Genomic DNA, 18,892 nt, shown 5'->3' on the forward strand with positions numbered 1-18,892 from the left:
TTTTAATTTTAATTTCTATTAAAAACTACATACGCTCTGGAACTTGAATTCCTAATAAACTAAAAGCATTTTTTATAGTTGTAGATACTGCTTGTGCTAACTGTACTCTAAATATTTTTTCATTTAAATCGTCTGCTCCTAAAATAGATACATTCTGGTAGAATGAATTAAATTCTTTTACTAAATCGTAAGTATAATTTGCAATAATTGCTGGGCTATATTGTACGGCTGCCAATTGAATAGTTTCTGGGAACAGTTGCAATTGTTTTAACAACGATTTTTCTTTTTCATGTAAATTAATCTCTGGTGTCGCAACACTATAATCGAAATCTGCTTTTCTAATTATAGACTGAATTCTAGCATAAGTATATTGGATAAAAGGACCTGTATTTCCTTGAAAATCGATAGATTCTTTAGGATCGAATAAAATACGTTTCTTAGGATCTACTTTTAATATATAATACTTTAATGCGCCAAGACCAATGGTGCTGTACAACATATCTTTTTCATCTTGAGAATAGCCGTCTAATTTCCCTAATTCTTCAGAAATTTCTCCTGCTGTTTCTGCCATTTCAGAAATTAAATCGTCGGCATCGACAACGGTTCCTTCTCTACTTTTCATTTTTCCGCTAGGTAAATCGACCATTCCATAACTTAAGTGAAACAAGTTTTTAGACCATTCGAAACCTAATTTTTGTAGAATTAGAAATAAGACTTTAAAGTGATAATCTTGCTCGTTTCCTACAGTGTAAACAAGTCCGCCAACATTTGGATAATCTTTTATACGCTGAATTGCTGTTCCTATATCTTGCGTCATGTAAACCGCAGTCCCGTCAGAACGTAATACAATTTTCTCGTCTAAACCTTCTTCAGTTAAATCGCACCATACAGAACCATCTTCTTTTTTAAAAAACACACCTGTTTTTAAACCTTCGGCAACAAACTCTTTTCCTAATAAATAGGTATTACTTTCGTAATAATAGCAATCGAAATCTACTCCTAAGTTTTTATAAGACACTTCAAAACCATCATAAACCCATTGGTTCATAGTTTTCCAAAGCGAAACAACTTGTTCGTCTCCTGCTTCCCACTTTAATAACATATCTTGTGCTGCTAATAAAATAGGTGCTTGTTTTTTAGCATCATCCTCAGAAAGTCCTTCTGCTTTTAATGCTTCTATTTCTTTTTTATATTCTTGATCGAATTTTACGTAGTAATTCCCGACTAACTTATCGCCTTTTAACCCTGTGCTTTCTGGTGTTTCTCCCTCTCCAAAACGTTTCCAAGCCAACATACTTTTACAAATATGAATACCACGGTCGTTTATAATCTGTGTTTTATAAACGTTTTTACCAGATGCCTTTAAAATTTCGGCTACACTATATCCTAATAAATTATTTCTAATGTGTCCGAGGTGCAATGGTTTGTTAGTGTTTGGCGAAGAGTATTCAACCATAACTGCTTTATCCTTTTTATTTGGAGTAACATATCCAAAGGCATCATCAGACTTAATACTATTAAACCAATTTTGATAATAAGCATCGGCAATTACAATATTAAGAAAACCTTTTACAACATTATACCCCGTAACATCTTCTACTTCTTTAAGCAAATATTCTCCTATAGCTTCACCAATTTTTACAGGATTGCCTTTTACAACGCGTAACATAGGGAAAACCACTACAGTGATATCTCCTTCAAACTCTTTACGAGTCGATTGAAATTCTACAGATTCCAATTCTGCATTATAAATGGATTTTACTGCTTGCTTGACATGTTGTGACAAAGACTCTTGTATACTCATTACTATTGATTTTATTAAAGAGGTAAAGATACTATTTTTCTCATATTAATAATAAGGATTACAATATGGAAAACACGAGTTAAAAACAGTATTGATTTCGAAATTAAATATGCCAATGTATAAAACCACTGCTTTTACTTTTTCATGAATTAAAATGAATAAAAACACGGATATAATAAGACCTTTTGGTCTTTTAAATTAATATTCAAAAAAACTACAAAGAGGTTTTTTTTCTATGATTTTGGTAGTTGGTCGAGTCCTTGACAAAGGATAAATACACTGATTAACATTTCAACTAATAAATTGGTATTAAACCGCTTAAATTATAATTTTAAAAGACATTTCATAACTTTGAACATAATTTGCTATTAATCTATTAAATCTTCTTTGTGAGGGAGAAGTATTTACTAAAAATTTAAGTAACATATATCTTATTTATGCGGCTATAAATAGTCTATACAATAAGGTTACGTCTGCACCTGTATGAAAAAGATAATTTATCTAATTATTCTTTTATTTGTATCTTTTGGTTATGCACAAACCAAAAATATAGATAGTTTGACCGTTGCTTTAGCTTTCCAGCAAACCGATGCTTCAAAGATTGCAACATCTATAGAACTTGTAGAAGAGTTATACGATCATAAAGACTATAATCTCGCTCTAAAATATGTTCTTGAAGCCGATAAACTTGCTTCGAAACTAAACTACATTCCTGGTCTTGGAAGAATTGCCTATTTAAAAGCTTTAATCTATAACAAAAAAGAAGACTATTTAAATGCTATAAACCATTATACGGAAGCAAAAACACTTTACGAAAGTTTAGATGACACACTTGCTATTGCCCGTATAAATAACCAAGTAGGACTGATAGAAATTTCTCGCGGATACTATAAACAGGGTTTAGAGCATATACTGTCTGCCATAAATGAACTTGAAAAAAGACATTTAGAAAAAGAACTTAAAGACACTTATAAAGGATTGGCTTCGGCATATTTTAATAATGAAAAATACGATAAAGCCATCGAGTTTAACCTTAAACGTTTAGAAATAGAAGATTTAAATGGTGATAAAAACTCAGTTATTGAAGTTATTAAAAACTTAGCTGAATTATATTCATTAAAAAAAGAACACCGAAAATCTATTGAATATTACGAACGCATTTTAATGTTAAACCATATTAATAATGATTCTATACGTTCTGATATATTACCAAAATTAGGTCATGAATACGTACAATATAGAGATTATGACAAAGCAGGATTATATCTCTCTGAAAGCATTGATTTAAACAGAAAAACAAAAAACATACCTGGTTTAATTGAAACCTTAAATAATTGCGGAGAATTAAACTACAAACGTGGAAAAACGGGTCTGGCAAAATTACGATTAGTTGAGGCAAACTCTCTTTTAAAAACAAATCAGGATAAAACAGAAGAACTAAAAAACTATTTGCTATTAAAGATAGTAGATTCAATACAACATGATTACCAACGTGCTTTTACTTGGCAGAGCAAATATCATAATTTAAAAGATAGCTTAAAAGTAGCTGCAACGGCACTATCTACAAATAAAGAAGGACAAATACAAGGTATAGAAGGCTTCGATACTTTACAGACAGGAAAAAACTCAAAAGCATCATATCTAAACACGCCACTATCTGGAGATACTAAGAAAAAATTTGATAGACTACAAATTATTACCTATGCGCTATTAGCTGCATTTGTTATTGTCTCTACTTTTTTAGTGCTTATTTATTTAAACAGAGACAGACGCATAAAACACACTTTAGATCTTGAGGCTAAAAATGAAAAAATTGAAATTCAAAACAAAGCCATTCTAGAACAATCTGCTCATTTAGAAAACATTAATAATATAAAAGACAGATTATTTTCTATAGTCTCGCACGATTTAAAAGATTCTTTAACCTCTATTAATGGATTTATCGATTTATTAAAAGACGGTTCCTTAACTCGTCAGGAATTTGATAGATTAATTCCTGAACTAAGTGAAAATGCAAATAACGCTTCTTTATTGCTTTTTAATCTTTTAAACTGGTCTAAGTCTCAGATGCAATCTTTAGAACCTAATGCTACACTATTCGATATAAGAGAGGTAATACTAGATAAAATAAAGTTAATTGAACATAAACTTGTAGACAAGGACATAGAACTTATAGACAATACACTTCGTGATTTTGTATATGCAGATTATAGCATGGTAGAAATAGTAATACAAAACTTATTAGCCAATGCTGTAAAATTTACTAAAGCTGGAGACAGCATCACGATTTCAAATCAAATTAATAATGGTAAATCTATAATTAGTATTGAAGATACTGGTATTGGAATCTCTCAAACTAATATTCAAAAACTATTTAAAAGCAACACCTTCTCTACTAGAGGTACTAAAAATGAAAAAGGAACAGGTTTAGGACTCTCTATTTGTAAAGAATTAATTGATTTGAATAAAGGTAAAATTTGGGTTGAAAGCATTGTAAATTCTGGCAGTACATTCTTTGTTGAATTACCAAAAACACAACAAGAAAGCCCAGAATTAAGCCTTGGGTAAAAATACCTCAGCCATCATACAACGCGCGCTACCACCACCACAAGCTTCAATAGTATCTAGAGAACTGTGAATAATTTTACAATGTTTAGTTATTGTACTAATTTGAGTTGGTGTTAATGCATTGTAAGCAGAACTACTCATTACCAAAAACAACGCATTATTAGCACCTCTAACCTGAAGCATATTTCCTGCAAAATAATGTAATTGAGACTCTGTAATCGCTATAACTTCTTTTCCTGTTTCTTTTAAATGCTGAAGAACCTGTTTACGTTCTTTTTTATCATCTATAGATTCTAAACAAATAACTGCAAAAGTTTCAGCCAAACACATCATAACATTAGTATGATAAATTGGTTTTCTTTCGCCATCTACAGTTTGGTTAGCTGTAAAAACAACCGGAAAATAATCAAAATCTTCACAAAACTCTATAAACAAATCTTCGTCTGCCCTAGGAGATAAAGCACAATAAGCCTTTCCATTTACACGATCTAATAATAAACTTCCTGTGCCTTCTAAAAATACATCTTCATCTTCTGCACTTGTAAAGTCTACAATATCATTAATAATAAAACCTTCTTTTTCTAAAATGTCTAAAATATCTTCACGACGCTCAAAACGTCTATTTTCAGCAAACATAGGGTATAAGCCTACGGTACCATTTTCGTGAAATGATATCCAGTTATTAGGAAAAATAGAATCAGGGGTATCAGATTCATCAGTATCGCTTACTACAATAACACGCAGCCCAACAGCCCTTAATTTTTCAACAAAAGTATCAAACTCTTGCTGTGCTCTTGCATTCACCGTTTCTGGCAAAACACCTTTCATAGCATGTTGGTAATAATTATTAACAGCTGTTTGTTCATTCATTCTAAAATTTATAGGACGAATCATTAAAATGGTATCTGTAGTATGTTGCATGATTGGGTAAAATTTGGTGCAAAATTAGTCTTTTTTATAATATAAAAGACGTGTTTTAGCCTGCTTGCTTAATTAAAGAAATTAATTGATTCATGTTATCAAACTCTAATGTCGGGTAACCTACTAATTGCCCATGAATATCGTGAGCAGTAAAACCAAACACATCGAATCCTCCAGCCTTCGCAGCTGTAACTCCGGAATAACTATCTTCAATAATCACGCATTCTTCTGGTTTAAATCCCATAGTTTCTGCAGCCCATAAAAATACAGCTGGATCTGGTTTCCATTTACCTATAGCAAAACAGCTAAACAAGCGTCCTTCAAAATAATCTAACAACCCCGTTAATTCTAGGTTTAAACGCATTTTAGATTCTAATCCGCTAGAAGCTACACAAAATGGAATATCTAAACGTTTTAATTCTTTAACCACATCTTTTACGCCTTCTATAGGTTTTATTTGCTTTTTAAAAGCAGTCACACTTTGTTTTCTGTATTCTGCTTCAAAATTTTCAGGTATAGGTTCTGTCACTAAATCACTAATTTTTTCGAGACATTTAGCCATAGAACACCCTTTAAATATTTTAAGCGCAGCATTTAAATCTAAATTAGCACCATATTGATTGGCCATATTTGCAAGAATACCATTACTTATGGCTTCACTATCTACAAGTACTCCATCACAATCGAAGATTACACATTTATATTTACTCATAATTATGGTGTTGTTGATGAAACTTCTAAAACTTTACCGTTATAGAATGTGTTTCCCGTTAGTGAAAAATTAAAAATATATTGAGCCATACCTTTTGCCGTAATTGGAGCCTCGTAACCTGGAAAAGCTTCTTCTAGCATTTCTGTTTGCACAGCTCCTAAAGCCAATACATTAAATGCAATTCCTGATTCTTTATATTCTTCTGCTAATACTTCTGAAAGCGTAATAACGGCTCCTTTACTTGAACTATATGCAGCTAAACCAGGAAATTTCATACTACCTTGAATGCCTCCCATTGAACTTACGGTTACCATATGGCTACCTTTTACCATAAAAGGTAATAAGACTCTTGTTAACTCTGCTACTCCAAATACATTTGTATTATATACGGTTTGAAAATCTGAAGTGGTTAATTCTGAAAAGGGTTTATTGATTAAAGCTCCTGCATTATGAATTAAAATATCGACTTGTTTCCAATTCGCTTTAACGTAAGCATTCACTTTCTCAAAATCTGATTCTTCAGACAAGTTAAAACTGAATGTCGTTACATTTTTTAAGTTCAATTCGGAAACCGGTTTATTGTTTCTAGACAAGGCTAATACTTGATGTCCTGCTTCAGCAAAATATTTCACTAATTCTAAACCAATACCCCTACTTGTACCTGTTATAATAATATTTTTCATATAGTAATACGTTGTTTAAATCATCAAATTTATTTCAAAAACAAAGATACTTGCCTACGAAGAAATGACATAGTTTTTAGGAAGACTTTATCTAGTTGAATTTTGAATATTATAGGCATAAAAAAAGCCATCACAAGGATGGCTTTTTTAAATATGTTTTAACTTCGATTATAATAACATCGAAATTGGGTTTTCTATAAATCCTTTTAATGTTTGAAGGAATTGAGCACCTGTAGCACCATCGATCGTTCTATGATCGGCAGCTAAACAAAGCTTCATAGTATTACCTACTACAATAGCACCGTCTTTAACAACTGGTTTCTGAACAATTGCTCCCACAGAAAGAATTGCTGAGTTAGGTTGATTAATAATAGATGTAAATGTCTCTATACCAAACATACCTAAGTTAGAGATAGTAAATGTACTACCTTCCATTTCTTCAAGTGTTAATTTCTTAGTTTTAGCTTTAATAGCATATTCTTTAACAGCAGCACCAATTTGAGTCAACTTACGTTGATCTGCAAATTTAACAACTGGTACAAGAAGACCATCTTCAACAGCAACCGCCACACCAATATGTACATGGTTGTTTAATCTCATTTTGTCGTCAAACCATTGAGAGTTAACTTGAGGATGTTCTTTTAAAGCCATTGCACAAGCTTTAACTACGATATCGTTAAATGAAATTTTAGTATCAGGAACAGCATTTACTTCCTTACGGAATGCAATTGCATTATCCATATCAAACTCAACATTTAAATAATAATGAGGTGCAGTAAATTTAGATTTTGCTAAGTTTTTAGCAATAGCTTTACGCATGTTAGAGTTTTTAATTTCTTCAAAACTCTCTTCTAATGCTGATGCAAAACTAGATCCAGCAGCAGCAGGTGCTACAGCTTTAGGTACAAAGTTTTCAACGTCACGTTTAATGATACGTCCACTTTCTCCTGATCCTGGTATATCTGCGATGTTAAATCCTTTTTCGTCGGCAATTTTCTTAGCTAATGGAGACACAAATAAACGTCCACCATCACTAGTAACTTTAGGTGTTGCTACAGGTGCAGCAGCTTTTGGTGCAGGAGCAGCTTTTGGCGCCTCTGCTTTTGCTGCAGCAGCCTTAGGAGCTTCTGCTTTAGGAGCAGGAGCGGCAGCAGGTGCAGAACCAAAACTACTAGCTACTCCAGAAACATCTGTTCCTGCAGGGCCAATAATTGCTAATAATGAATCTACTTTTGCAGACTCTCCTTCTTGTAATCCTATATATAATAATGTTCCTGTATTGAAAGATTCGAATTCCATAGTGGCTTTATCCGTTTCAATCTCTGCAAGGATGTCTCCTTCTTCTACATTATCACCAACTTTTTTTAACCAAGTAGCGACAGTACCTTCTTCCATGGTATCGCTTAAACGTGGCATAGTAACCACGATAACACCCTCTGGAATAGCAGCACTTTCTGTAGCCGGAGCTTCAGCAACAGGTGCTTCTGCAGTAGTTTCTTCTGTTGCAGGAGCACTAGCACCACCTATTAGTGCAGAGATGTCTTCTCCTTCGTCACCAATAATAGCTAATAATTCATCTACTTTAGTTGTTTCTCCTTCTTGGACACCAATATAAAGTAATGTTCCTTCATGGAATGATTCAAATTCCATTGTTGCTTTATCAGTTTCGATTTCAGCAAGGATATCACCTTCTGATATTTTATCTCCAACTTTTTTCAACCACGTAGCAACAGTACCTTCTTCCATGGTATCGCTTAAACGTGGCATGTTAATAATTTCAGCCATAGCTTATAATTTATGTTGTAAAAATGGATAATTTTCTTGTTCGTAAACGACATCGTACATTACGCTCTTATCTGGATAAGGTGATTCATCTGCGAATTTTTCACATTCAAGAACTCTTTCTTTTACGCTTTTATCGATGGCTTTAAGATCGTCTTCACTCAAATATTTCTTAGATAAAATAACATCTTTGACTTGAGTAATAGGATCTATTTTTTTGTATTCACCTACTTCTGCTTTTGTACGGTAATGTTGAGCATCACTCATTGAGTGACCTCTATAACGATACGTTTTTAATTCTAAGAATGTAGGTCCTCCTCCTTTACGTGCTCTTTGAATAGCTTCATCAAAAGCTTCAGCAACTTTTACAGGATTCATTCCATCTACTGGACCACAAGGCATTTCGTAACCTAAACCTAATTTCCATATATCTTCATGAGAAGCTGTACGCTTAACAGAAGTTCCCATCGCATAACCGTTATTTTCGCAAACAAAAACAACTGGTAAATTCCATAACATTGCTAAGTTGAAGGATTCGTGAAGTGACCCTTGACGAGCAGCACCATCACCAAAACAACAAAGAGTTACAGCATCGCTTCCGTGATATTTATCACCAAAAGCTATACCTGCTCCTAAAGGAATTTGACCTCCCACAATACCATGACCTCCAAAAAAACGGTGTTCTTTAGAAAATATGTGCATAGAACCACCTAATCCTTGAGATGTACCAGTTCCTTTTCCATATAATTCTGCCATAACACGCTTTGGATCCACGCCCATACCAATAGGCTGTACGTGATTTCGATATGCGGTTATCATTTTATCCTTAGTCAAGTCCATAGCATGTAAAGCACCTGCTAATACAGCCTCTTGACCATTGTATAAATGTAGAAATCCTCTTACTTTTTGTTGAATGTATACTGCAGCAAGTTTATCTTCAAACTTTCTCCAAAACAACATGTCTTCATACCATTTAATGTATGTTTCCTTTGTGATTTTTTGCATGAGTTGCGCTATTTTAAAAACGAGAAACAAAAGTAACACTTTACGCTTTAAAGAAAAACCGATTCTAGTAAAAATTAAATATTTTTTTTATATTATCGCCTTTTCGAAAACAAACGGTAATAAATTAGATAATGATTTTGATCTGATAACCTCACCGGTCTCTCCCATGAAATAAATATCTATAGGTAAATCTTGTTTTACTTCGTATTCTGCTATCGCTTGTCTGCACGCTCCACATGGCGGCACAGGAGTAGTCGTTTTATGCTTTGTAGAACCCGCAATAAGAGCCATTAGTACTATTTTAGTATCAGGATATCTTGACCCTGCATAATAAATAGCGGTACGTTCTGCACATAAACCTGACGGATAACATGCATTCTCTTGATTATTACCTGTAACGATTTCTCCATTGTCCAGCAAAATTGCTGCGCCAACTAAAAATTTAGAATAAGGCGCATAAGCTCTTAAACGTGCTTTAACAGCATGTTCCATTAATTCTGAAACCTGATTAGGCGTATCGCTTAAACTTTCGTAAACTTCAAATTCTGCCTCTATTTTTATTCTTTTCATTTAAAAAACTTCTTGAATTGTTGTTTCTAAAGATATAAAACTATTTAAAACAAAAAACTATTGCCAAATAGCAATAGTTTTTACAATCTATATATTAAAATAGTATTCTAGTATTCTGTATATGCTCCTGTTCCTAAATTAAATGTTAAAGAAAAACGCAAAGTATTTTCTAATGGACTTTGCACTTTGGATGTTGAAAATAAATATGATAAATCTATATTTATAACATTGTACTTAAATCCAGCTCCTAAAGCAAAAAATTGTCTCGCCCCCTTTTCTTCAGCCTCATGAAAATACCCCATTCTAAACCCAAAAGAATCTTGATACATATACTCTGCACCTAATGCCCATGTAAACTCTTGCATTTCTTCTTTGAAACCTCCTGGTGCATCACCAAACGATTGAAACATACCTGACAAGAAATTTACATCAGGATCTTCTCCCTGGTAAATAACATCGCTAGCAACTTCATCTCCAAGAATATCTATATCTTCATCATATTCTCCATTTCCATTTTCATCGCTATACTCATATTCCGTTCCATAAATCGGAGGTGTTGGTACCAATAATTTAGTAACCTCCCCTGTTACAGCTATAGTATTATACTCGTCTAATATAAAATCAAAACCTCCTCCTAAACGTAATGTTGTGGGTTGAAAGTTTTCTACACCACCTTCATCATAAGAAAATTTTGGTCCAATATTTTGAATTGCAAAACCAGCACGCCAACGCCCATTAAAATCGTTATAAGCTTCTTCTTCTGTCTGATAATACCCCGCTATATCTACCCCAAAAGTACTTGCTGCTGATGCATCTACAGTACCTGTATTTAGCCTTAAATCTGATCGTATATATCGTCCAGCAACAGCCATAGAAAACTGATCACTAAGCCTTAATGAGTAAGATAAATCTAAAGCCAACTCATAAGGACGTTGTATATATGGTTCTGAAAATTCATCTTCAGTAAACTCAATATCACCTAAAGAAAAATACCTAAAACTTGATGCAAAAGCACTTCTTTCATTTATACGATTAAAATACGTTAAACCTCCTAAAAAGATATCGTTAACTAAAGAACTTAAATACGGTGTATAACTAATGGCTACACCTTGTTTTGTTTCAGAAAACGCATATTTTGAAGGGTTCCATTGTTGCGAGAAGCCATCTACAGAGGTAGCAACTCCCATATCTCCCATAGCTCCTGCTCTAGCATCTGAAGCGATGAGCAAAAATGGCATTCCTGTTGTAATGACTCTTGAATCTTGATCGTTCGGAATAATTGTTGTTTGGGCTTGTAAATGACAAGCTACTAGAACAAAAAGTATTGCTGAAAATGTTGTTTTCATTTAATTAATTTATATTACAAATATATATGTTTATTACAGGATTACAAGTTTCTCTATTTTTTCAACTGTTTTATTGAGAGATTCTGAACGGACTTTAAGTTTATAAACGTAAACGCCTTTTCCTATTTTATCACCAAAATCATCCCTGCCGTCCCAAACAAGATCTCTAGACAACGATGAATTCCCGCTACCACAGCAATCTGCAGTATTTGTTTGTCCATTTATTGTTCTTACTAATTTTCCGGAGACGGTAAAGATTTGTATAGAAACGTCTAAAGTACCCGAACTATTGTGATTAAACCAAAATTCTGTATAATTAACAAACGGATTTGGATAATTAAGCACGTTTGTAATGACTAAACTTTCATTTTCATCGTAAACAATAAACTGAATCTCGGCTGTAGATGAATTATTATACACATCCCAAGCTTTAACGGTTAACGTATGTAAACCTGCCTCTAAATCTCTGAATGGATACGTTGCAACTCCACTTTGATAATTATCTACATCTGTTAGGTAGTAATCATTTAAAACATATGGATTTACTTCGTCTCCATCTATTATAGCAACTAAATCATGCCCTATTCCACTTGATGTATTAATACCATTTTCATCTTCAAGTTTCACTAACAAAGAAGGCGATTCATTAGTAATACCTCCTGAGACAAAACTTTCGTCATTCATATATAGGTTAATCACTGGCCCTATATCATCCTCTTCAGCATCTTCATTAATACCTCCTATTTGTATAACACCTACACTTGCGCCTGCTTGGTCCTCTAATGTTTCATCTGTTTTTGCATAAAAACTAACACGTCCAGCTCCTACAGGCACACCAATATCTTTAGGGACTACAAAGTCGAAACTAAATTCTCCAGCAGTAACAGAGGCTTGACCTCTAAAAATGATTTCTCCTAACGTTTCATAGTCCATTATATACACCTCATCTCCAACTACAGTACGATCGTTACCTAATGTGCTTCGGCTAATATTCTTATCGTAAATCGTTGATGCTAAAATACCATTATAATCTGTAAGTAAATTTCCTGAAGCATCTGTAACTTCTCCAGAAAAAGTAACCTTATCTAAAGCTTTTAACTGATCGATTTCTCCTGTAATCGATTTTCCGTTAACCTTTGTAAGCTTAATATTGGGTTCCGGAATAGCAAGTTTCATTGCTGGATCTCCTATAAAAAAGACCAAATGTCTTTGACTTGAATACGATATGGCTGAATTTGTTTTAGTTAAACGCAAAGCTTCTGCCATAGACGGATATTCATCATCGTCATAACTATCTTCTGTATTATACGAAAACAAATATTCACTTAAAATTGTATTAAAAGAAATACCCACACTTACAAAAATCTCTCGTGTAGTTGTTAACAACCCTATAGCACCTCCTTCTACATTCCAATACGTAATTTCACCTGCTGTTTCACGTAAAGGATTGTCAAAACGTGTAAACTCACATGTTACCGTAATAAAACAATTCATTTTATATTCATTAGATAAATCGGCTGCATCTGTTGCCATAAAAATACGTTCGGCAGCTAATCCATCTTCACCTCCGTGACCAAAATAATTAACTAATAACGCTCCATTTTGCATTGCACTAATCATTTCTTCATTTACCTCTGGATAACGATCTCCTCCGGAAGATGATTCTTGACTAAAAGCATCGGAATGAATTTTAGTTACATTTATAAATGGTTTCTGTACTGAAATTTCATCGGCTATTTCATCTGTAGTTTCCTCTAAAATATATTCCCAAGAATCATCTATATCATCAGAAATCATAACCACAGTATTTCTCCAACTTCCATAAGCACCTTCTTTATAATAACGCTCAATCTTATCGACCATTTCTTTAGCCTGAGCCACATCGTCAGCCAAAATACGTCCTAATGCAATATCTAATTGGTCTGAAGTAGTCATAGTTCCTTCATTAGCGTCCATCATTCCATAAAAATCGTCAGACACATACGAGCTAGTTAAACTAAAACTATTATACTCATGCCATGAAGGCACATAATTAGAATTGGTAGATAACCGCCCTTTATAATCGTAAGAACTATCTCCAAACATGCATAAGTATTTTACAGCTTTATCTGATGTACTCGCATTATCGTAAACATATTTTACAAAATTTCGTATTGCCGAAATATCTTGATTCCCCGTACTAAACTCATTATATATAGACTCTAAAGTTGCCACTTTAACATTTAACCCGTATTGAGCCTTATTAATCTCGGCCAATCGCAATGCTTGTGTATAAAAACTTGTTGGCGCCACTATAATATAATCTACATCTTGAAATTGACCATCGTCATCTAAAAAAACAGTCCCTTTTAAATCTTGATTTTCAATTCTAGAGTTCGAGTTTCTGGTTGGGGTATAATAATCGGATGTGGTTACAGCAACAAATGTTTCTAAACTCCCTGAAGGTCTAACAAAACTTAAAGTTGATGCTGATTCTGAATTAGACAATGATGCCACTGTAAAAGGGTCTGTAACATTCCAAATTTCTGAAACATTAGCAGCGTTAGTTAACTGATATTCTACATATCCACCACGAGAAGCTACATCGGTATTATAAAACCCAAACTGTTCCCCATAAAAATTTAAAGCCCTAGTCGCTTCTAAAGAAATATAATCTAAATACCCTAAAGCACTTGGGTTAGATTGCTTATTATAGGTTAAACTTACTGTAATATCTGAACTATTAACAGCTACGGAGGTATTTATAAACGACTCATTTGCTAATGTTGGATCACTTGCTCCATTTATATTTAAAGTTCTTACCGAAGAACCATTAATAGACACATCGAAACTAGAAGGACTTTCTGATGTCGATGCCACATAAGCTTTAAAAGTTATATTTTCTGAAGTTACAATATCCGGGACCTCGAACGCAAATGATTTTTGTAAAGTAACATCAAATCGATCTCCAAACCAACGTCTTCCTACTTGAGCTAAATTATAATCATCAGTTTCATGAAACAAATATATTTGATGGCTATCTACAATGTAATCTGCACTATTACTAGAACTCTCGAAAGCCTGTATTCGTTTCCCCTCAACACCATCCGTCTTTAAAAAATAAGATGTTTCAGTAGTATACGAATTTATATTTGTATTACTGTCTTCATTATATCCATTCGGACCAATAGCATAAAATAAAATATAATCACCATCATCAAAAGAACCGTCATCTTCACCAATCACTTTTATCGCATTTTCAGTGATATCAAAATATTGCTGTTCAGAATTTTTATAAGGAATCATGGTTCCTCCATTACCATAAATTTTAAGTTGTTTCGGATTAATACTACCTACACTAACTCCTAATTCTTGTAAAAACGATTTAGACAATTTATAAACTCCAGTTGTATCTACAAAAAACTGAAACCATTCTCCGCTTTTTAATACCGAACTGGACACACTTGGAGTAAAAGAATATTCTAAACTACTTCTACTTGATGCAGAAGAATTATAAACCAGATTAAATGAAGTGATTTTTTTATATGAATTTTCTCCGTCCTTAATAATAGGAGAAACTTCTAAAATACCATAAGATTTATGACGCGCAACCGATTTATGAAGTTCAAATTGTAATTCATTAGGAATGGTTGAAACATTCAATTCTTTTAATTCGGATTTAGAAATAGAAGTATATGTAACATTTTCTAATTGCGCAGAACTTTCATTTAAAGAAGAACTTAATTCCCACTTAGAAATAAACTTCAACCCCTCCTCTACACTATAATCAAAGTTATCTGAATTAAAACTCGGCACCTGAACAGAAAAACTTCCTGTAGAAATTGTAGTATATCCATCCCAGCTTAATTGAAACTGTTTTTGCTGAGAATACCCCACAAAAGAGACTAATAATAGAAGAAGTACAGCTGTGTTTTTCATTATTTTAATAACGTTTAGCGCAAGATATTAGTATAAAACCTTAATAATTTTAAGAACAGATCCAAAAGTACAATAATATTTTATGTATCTAAACGTTATTATAAACACAAAAACACGAGGAAAAATGCATAAATCATCGGTATAATGAATAAAAAATAGGACGAAATACATATTTTTTCACTCAAATTAGTCAAAATCGCTTGCAGTGTAAGGTTAAATTCTTATATTGCGACTCCAAAAAATAACATTTGCTTACTTAAAAGTATGGATATGAAAAACATAGTAACCGTAAAGGGACTGTTAGTAGTAACAATCGCTTTAGCCGCTATTAGCTGTAAAAATTCAAGTTCGAATAGTTCGAAGGCCACAGGATGGGAAATCAATTCAAAAGAAGGAGGTTTCCAATACAACACACAATATAAAGAACAAGAAACCGCTCCTGGTTTAGTCTTTATTGAAGGAGGTACCTATACAAAAGGCCAAGTTCAAGATGATGTTATGCATGATTGGAATAATACACCAACTCAGCAACACGTTCAGTCTTTTTATATGGATGAAACGGAAGTAACAAACATCATGTATCTAGAATATTTAGATTACATAAAACGTATTTTCCCACCATCTGAAGATGGATTTAGAGCAATTTATAATGGAGCGCTTCCAGATACATTAGTTTGGAGAAACCGTTTAGGTTTTAACGAAGTAATGACAGACAATTACTTACGTCACCCAGCATATGCAGAATACCCTGTAGTAGGAGTTAGCTGGATTCAGGCTACTGAATTCGCTAAATGGAGAACAGACCGTGTTAACGAACACAACCTTGCAGAAGCTGGTTATTTAGACAAAAAAGCTTTACGCACAGAAATAACAGCCTCTTCTAACTTCAGTACTGATGCATACATTAATGCACCTGAGCAAACATTTGCAGGTAATGAAGAAATTAAAAAGACAGGAAAAAAAGGAGCCGTTAGAACAGATGCAGATGGTAACGAAACCAATATTTACGCAACTCGAGAAACAGGGATACTATCTCCTGCTTACAGACTACCTACTGAGACAGAATGGGAATATGCTGCACTTGGTATGTCTGAATTAAGAGAATACAATACCTATAGAGGTAGAAAAAAATATCCTTGGGATGGACAATATACACGTTCTGAAAAACGTAGATCATTAGGAGACCAAATGGCCAACTTTAAACAAGGTAAAGGAGATTACGGTGGAATTGCTGGATGGTCTGATGACAATGCAGATATTACTGCACGAGTAAAATCGTATAGACCAAACGATTTCGGTCTTTACGATATGGCTGGAAATGTTGCAGAATGGGTAGCCGATGTATATCGCCCTATTGTAGATGATGATTTTAATGACTTTAACTACTATCGTGGTAACGTTTATACTAAAAACGCGATTAATGAAGATGGTACAGTTAAAATTGTAACTACAGATGATATTGTTTACGATACATTAAGCAACGGTAGAGTCGTAGCTAGAAACTTACCAGGAGACATTCTTCAAGTTCCTATTGACGAAAACGAAACATACTTAAGATCAAACTTTAGCTCTAGTGACAACCGTGACTTTAGAGATGGAGACAAACGTTCTTCTCGTTACTATGCAGAGAGCTTTAATGACGATGGAAGTGAAGAAGAGCAAACAGAGAAAATGTACCACTCTCCTAAAAATACAATCACTACAGATTCTTCTGGGAATATCATTAGAGAATACGACAAATCTAACAATAAGACATCAATGATTAGCGACGAGGTTCGTGTATACAAAGGTGGTTCTTGGAAAGATAGAGAATATTGGTTAGACCCAGCACAAAGACGTTATTTCCCTCAAGATATGGCAACAGATTACATCGGATTTAGATGTGCAATGTCAAGAGTTGGATCTAAAACTAAGTCTAGTGCTAAAATGAGACATTAGTAAGAAACATGTATTATATTAAAAAAAAGTCCTAACCATGTGTTAGGACTTTTTTTATACATTTATATTATGAAAACATCAGACCTACACAACCTATTTTTAAACTGTAATGCCGTTTGTACAGATACAAGATCGGTAAAAAAAAACGACATCTTTTTTGCTTTAAAAGGAGATAATTTTAACGGAAATTTGTTTGCGCTAAAAGCCTTACAAACAGGTGCAAAATACGCCATAATAGACGACCCCAAATACCATATAGAAGATAAAACATTTGTTGTTAAAAACGTTTTAGAAACACTTCAAACTCTTGCTGCATACCATCGCGATTATTTAAACATACCTATAATAGCATTAACAGGAAGCAATGGCAAAACAACGACCAAGGAATTAATTAACGCCGTATTATCTCAAAAATATACGACCACAGCAACAGTAGGTAATTTAAATAATCATATCGGAGTGCCACTTACACTGCTTTCAATGAATACTAGTACTGAAATTGGTATTGTTGAAATGGGGGCCAATCATTTAAAAGAGATTGAGTTCTTATGCCAGATAGCAAAACCTAACTTTGGTTATATTACAAACTTCGGGAAAGCTCATCTAGAAGGTTTCGGTAGCATAGAAGGCGTTATTAGAGGAAAATCGGAATTATATACCTTCTTAAAAGAAACACAAGGCCTGGCTTTTATAAATGCGAAAGACAGTAAACAGGTAGAATTAACTTCGGATATAAAAACAATTGCTTTTGGAGATCAATCTGTAATAGCTAAAACGATTATAAATCTAGAAGACGCTAACCCTTTTGTGGTATCTGAATATCAAAATCTACAAATAAAAAGTCAATTGATTGGAGCATATAATTTCACAAACATTTCTGCTGCAATTGCTATTGGATCCTATTTTGAAGTTGATGACAAAGCCATTAAAATAGCCATTGAAGCCTACGTACCAACAAACAATCGTTCTCAAATTATAATAAAAGGCAGTAATAAAATTATATTAGACGCCTATAATGCAAATCCTACAAGCATGAAAGCTGCTCTAGAAAGTTTTCATGTATTAAAAGACACTAATAAAGTAGCTATTATTGGAGATATGTTTGAACTGGGCAATGAAGCTCTAAAAGAACACCAAGATATTATTAATTTGGTTTCTACCTTAAACATAGATATAGTTTATGTATTAGGAAAGTTATTTGAAGCAACCAAATCGTCCTCTGACCACATAACAGCTTTCGATACTTTTGAATCCCTTAAATCAGTATTAGATCAATTAAACTTAACCCATACTACAATACTAATAAAAGCATCTCGAGGCATGAAATTAGAACGCATTCTCGATTTAATTTAAGAATGTCTAAAAACGAAAAAAGCTTCTCAAAAAATGAGAAGCTTTTTTATTTACTTGTGGGCGCAGAGGGATTCGAACCCCCGACCCCTTGGGTGTAAACCAAGTGCTCTGAACCAACTGAGCTATGCGCCCTAATATTATATTAGGTATTCAATACAATTTGATTTTTTACTAAGCTAAAAAATCATAAAAAAACTTCTCACGTCGAGAAGCTGTTGTGGGCGCAGAGGGATTCGAACCCCCGACCCCTTGGGTGTAAACCAAGTGCTCTGAACCAACTGAGCTATGCGCC

Annotated in this window: 12 protein-coding genes and 2 tRNA genes; 3 read left to right on the forward strand and 11 right to left on the reverse strand. The window is 33.6% G+C overall.

The features are described from left to right. Positions 1-25: 25 nt before the first annotated feature. Positions 26-1,804, reverse strand: coding sequence for an arginine--tRNA ligase (gene argS, locus Q1B05_RS10575; RefSeq protein WP_299780436.1), 1,779 nt, complete (start codon positions 1,802-1,804; stop codon positions 26-28). A 483-nt stretch (positions 1,805-2,287) separates the two neighbouring features. Between argS and Q1B05_RS10580 the strand changes: the two genes are divergently transcribed. After that, positions 2,288-4,372, forward strand: coding sequence for an ATP-binding protein (locus Q1B05_RS10580; protein WP_299780438.1), 2,085 nt, complete (start codon positions 2,288-2,290; stop codon positions 4,370-4,372). Here Q1B05_RS10580 and ctlX read toward each other — a convergent pair. From ctlX to porU, 8 genes are all read right to left on the reverse strand, one after another. After that, a complete protein-coding gene (ctlX, locus tag Q1B05_RS10585; RefSeq protein WP_299780439.1) occupies positions 4,358-5,293 on the reverse strand; it encodes a citrulline utilization hydrolase CtlX in 936 nt (311 codons plus the stop codon). The two genes, Q1B05_RS10580 and ctlX, sit on opposite strands and share 15 nt — an antisense overlap. A 55-nt stretch (positions 5,294-5,348) precedes the next feature. Further along, a complete protein-coding gene (locus tag Q1B05_RS10590) occupies positions 5,349-6,005 on the reverse strand; it encodes an HAD-IA family hydrolase (protein WP_299780441.1) in 657 nt (218 codons plus the stop codon). A 2-nt stretch (positions 6,006-6,007) separates the two neighbouring features. Further along, the gene (locus Q1B05_RS10595; RefSeq protein WP_299780443.1) at positions 6,008-6,688 is read right to left on the reverse strand and encodes an SDR family oxidoreductase; all 681 of its coding nucleotides are present in this window, start codon (positions 6,686-6,688) and stop codon (positions 6,008-6,010) included. A gap of 168 nt (positions 6,689-6,856) precedes the next feature. After that, positions 6,857-8,473 (reverse strand): pyruvate dehydrogenase complex dihydrolipoamide acetyltransferase, encoded by a 1,617-nt coding sequence (locus tag Q1B05_RS10600; protein ID WP_299780445.1) that lies wholly within the window; start codon positions 8,471-8,473, stop codon positions 6,857-6,859. 3 nt (positions 8,474-8,476) lie between these two features. Further along, positions 8,477-9,475, reverse strand: a complete 999-nt coding sequence (pdhA, locus tag Q1B05_RS10605; protein ID WP_299780447.1) for a pyruvate dehydrogenase (acetyl-transferring) E1 component subunit alpha — start codon at positions 9,473-9,475, stop codon at positions 8,477-8,479. An 87-nt stretch (positions 9,476-9,562) separates the two neighbouring features. Beyond that, positions 9,563-10,045: a cytidine deaminase gene (gene cdd, locus Q1B05_RS10610; protein ID WP_299780449.1), complete on the reverse strand. Its 483-nt coding sequence runs from the start codon at positions 10,043-10,045 to the stop codon at positions 9,563-9,565. Between the two features lie 107 nt (positions 10,046-10,152). After that, positions 10,153-11,391 carry a type IX secretion system outer membrane channel protein PorV gene (gene porV / locus Q1B05_RS10615; RefSeq protein ID WP_299780451.1) on the reverse strand — a complete coding sequence of 413 codons (1,239 nt, stop codon included), beginning with the start codon at positions 11,389-11,391 and terminating at the stop codon, positions 10,153-10,155. A 33-nt stretch (positions 11,392-11,424) separates the two neighbouring features. After that, positions 11,425-15,309 (reverse strand): type IX secretion system sortase PorU, encoded by a 3,885-nt coding sequence (gene porU, locus Q1B05_RS10620; RefSeq protein WP_299780453.1) that lies wholly within the window; start codon positions 15,307-15,309, stop codon positions 11,425-11,427. A 264-nt stretch (positions 15,310-15,573) separates the two neighbouring features. Between porU and gldJ the strand changes: the two genes are divergently transcribed. Then, on the forward strand, positions 15,574-17,247 hold the full coding sequence (gldJ, locus tag Q1B05_RS10625) for a gliding motility lipoprotein GldJ (RefSeq protein ID WP_299780455.1): 1,674 nt from the start codon (positions 15,574-15,576) through the stop codon (positions 17,245-17,247). Positions 17,248-17,316: 69 nt separating this feature from the next. Beyond that, entirely contained in the window at positions 17,317-18,600 is a 1,284-nt protein-coding gene (murF, locus tag Q1B05_RS10630; protein ID WP_299780457.1) for a UDP-N-acetylmuramoyl-tripeptide--D-alanyl-D-alanine ligase, read from the forward strand. 57 nt (positions 18,601-18,657) lie between these two features. On the opposite strand, the gene Q1B05_RS10635 is transcribed toward murF, so the two are convergent. Both Q1B05_RS10635 and Q1B05_RS10640 read right to left on the reverse strand, forming a co-directional pair. Next, positions 18,658-18,732 (reverse strand) — tRNA-Val (locus Q1B05_RS10635). Positions 18,733-18,818: 86 nt separating this feature from the next. Beyond that, positions 18,819-18,892, reverse strand: a tRNA-Val gene (locus Q1B05_RS10640).

Source organism: uncultured Formosa sp., from assembly GCF_947500765.1.
Taxonomy (GTDB): domain Bacteria; phylum Bacteroidota; class Bacteroidia; order Flavobacteriales; family Flavobacteriaceae; genus Formosa.

What these genes read in the sequence shown, in the direction of transcription:
- argS (WP_299780436.1), bottom strand. Translation starts at nt 1,804, where the DNA reads ATGAGTATACAAGAGTCTTTGTCACAACATGTCAAGCAAGCAGTAAAA.
- Q1B05_RS10580 (WP_299780438.1), top strand. Translation starts at nt 2,288, where the DNA reads ATGAAAAAGATAATTTATCTAATTATTCTTTTATTTGTATCTTTTGGT.
- ctlX (WP_299780439.1), bottom strand. Translation starts at nt 5,293, where the DNA reads ATGCAACATACTACAGATACCATTTTAATGATTCGTCCTATAAATTTT.
- Q1B05_RS10590 (WP_299780441.1), bottom strand. Translation starts at nt 6,005, where the DNA reads ATGAGTAAATATAAATGTGTAATCTTCGATTGTGATGGAGTACTTGTA.
- Q1B05_RS10595 (WP_299780443.1), bottom strand. Translation starts at nt 6,688, where the DNA reads ATGAAAAATATTATTATAACAGGTACAAGTAGGGGTATTGGTTTAGAA.
- Q1B05_RS10600 (WP_299780445.1), bottom strand. Translation starts at nt 8,473, where the DNA reads ATGGCTGAAATTATTAACATGCCACGTTTAAGCGATACCATGGAAGAA.
- pdhA (WP_299780447.1), bottom strand. Translation starts at nt 9,475, where the DNA reads ATGCAAAAAATCACAAAGGAAACATACATTAAATGGTATGAAGACATG.
- cdd (WP_299780449.1), bottom strand. Translation starts at nt 10,045, where the DNA reads ATGAAAAGAATAAAAATAGAGGCAGAATTTGAAGTTTACGAAAGTTTA.
- porV (WP_299780451.1), bottom strand. Translation starts at nt 11,391, where the DNA reads ATGAAAACAACATTTTCAGCAATACTTTTTGTTCTAGTAGCTTGTCAT.
- porU (WP_299780453.1), bottom strand. Translation starts at nt 15,309, where the DNA reads ATGAAAAACACAGCTGTACTTCTTCTATTATTAGTCTCTTTTGTGGGG.
- gldJ (WP_299780455.1), top strand. Translation starts at nt 15,574, where the DNA reads ATGGATATGAAAAACATAGTAACCGTAAAGGGACTGTTAGTAGTAACA.
- murF (WP_299780457.1), top strand. Translation starts at nt 17,317, where the DNA reads ATGAAAACATCAGACCTACACAACCTATTTTTAAACTGTAATGCCGTT.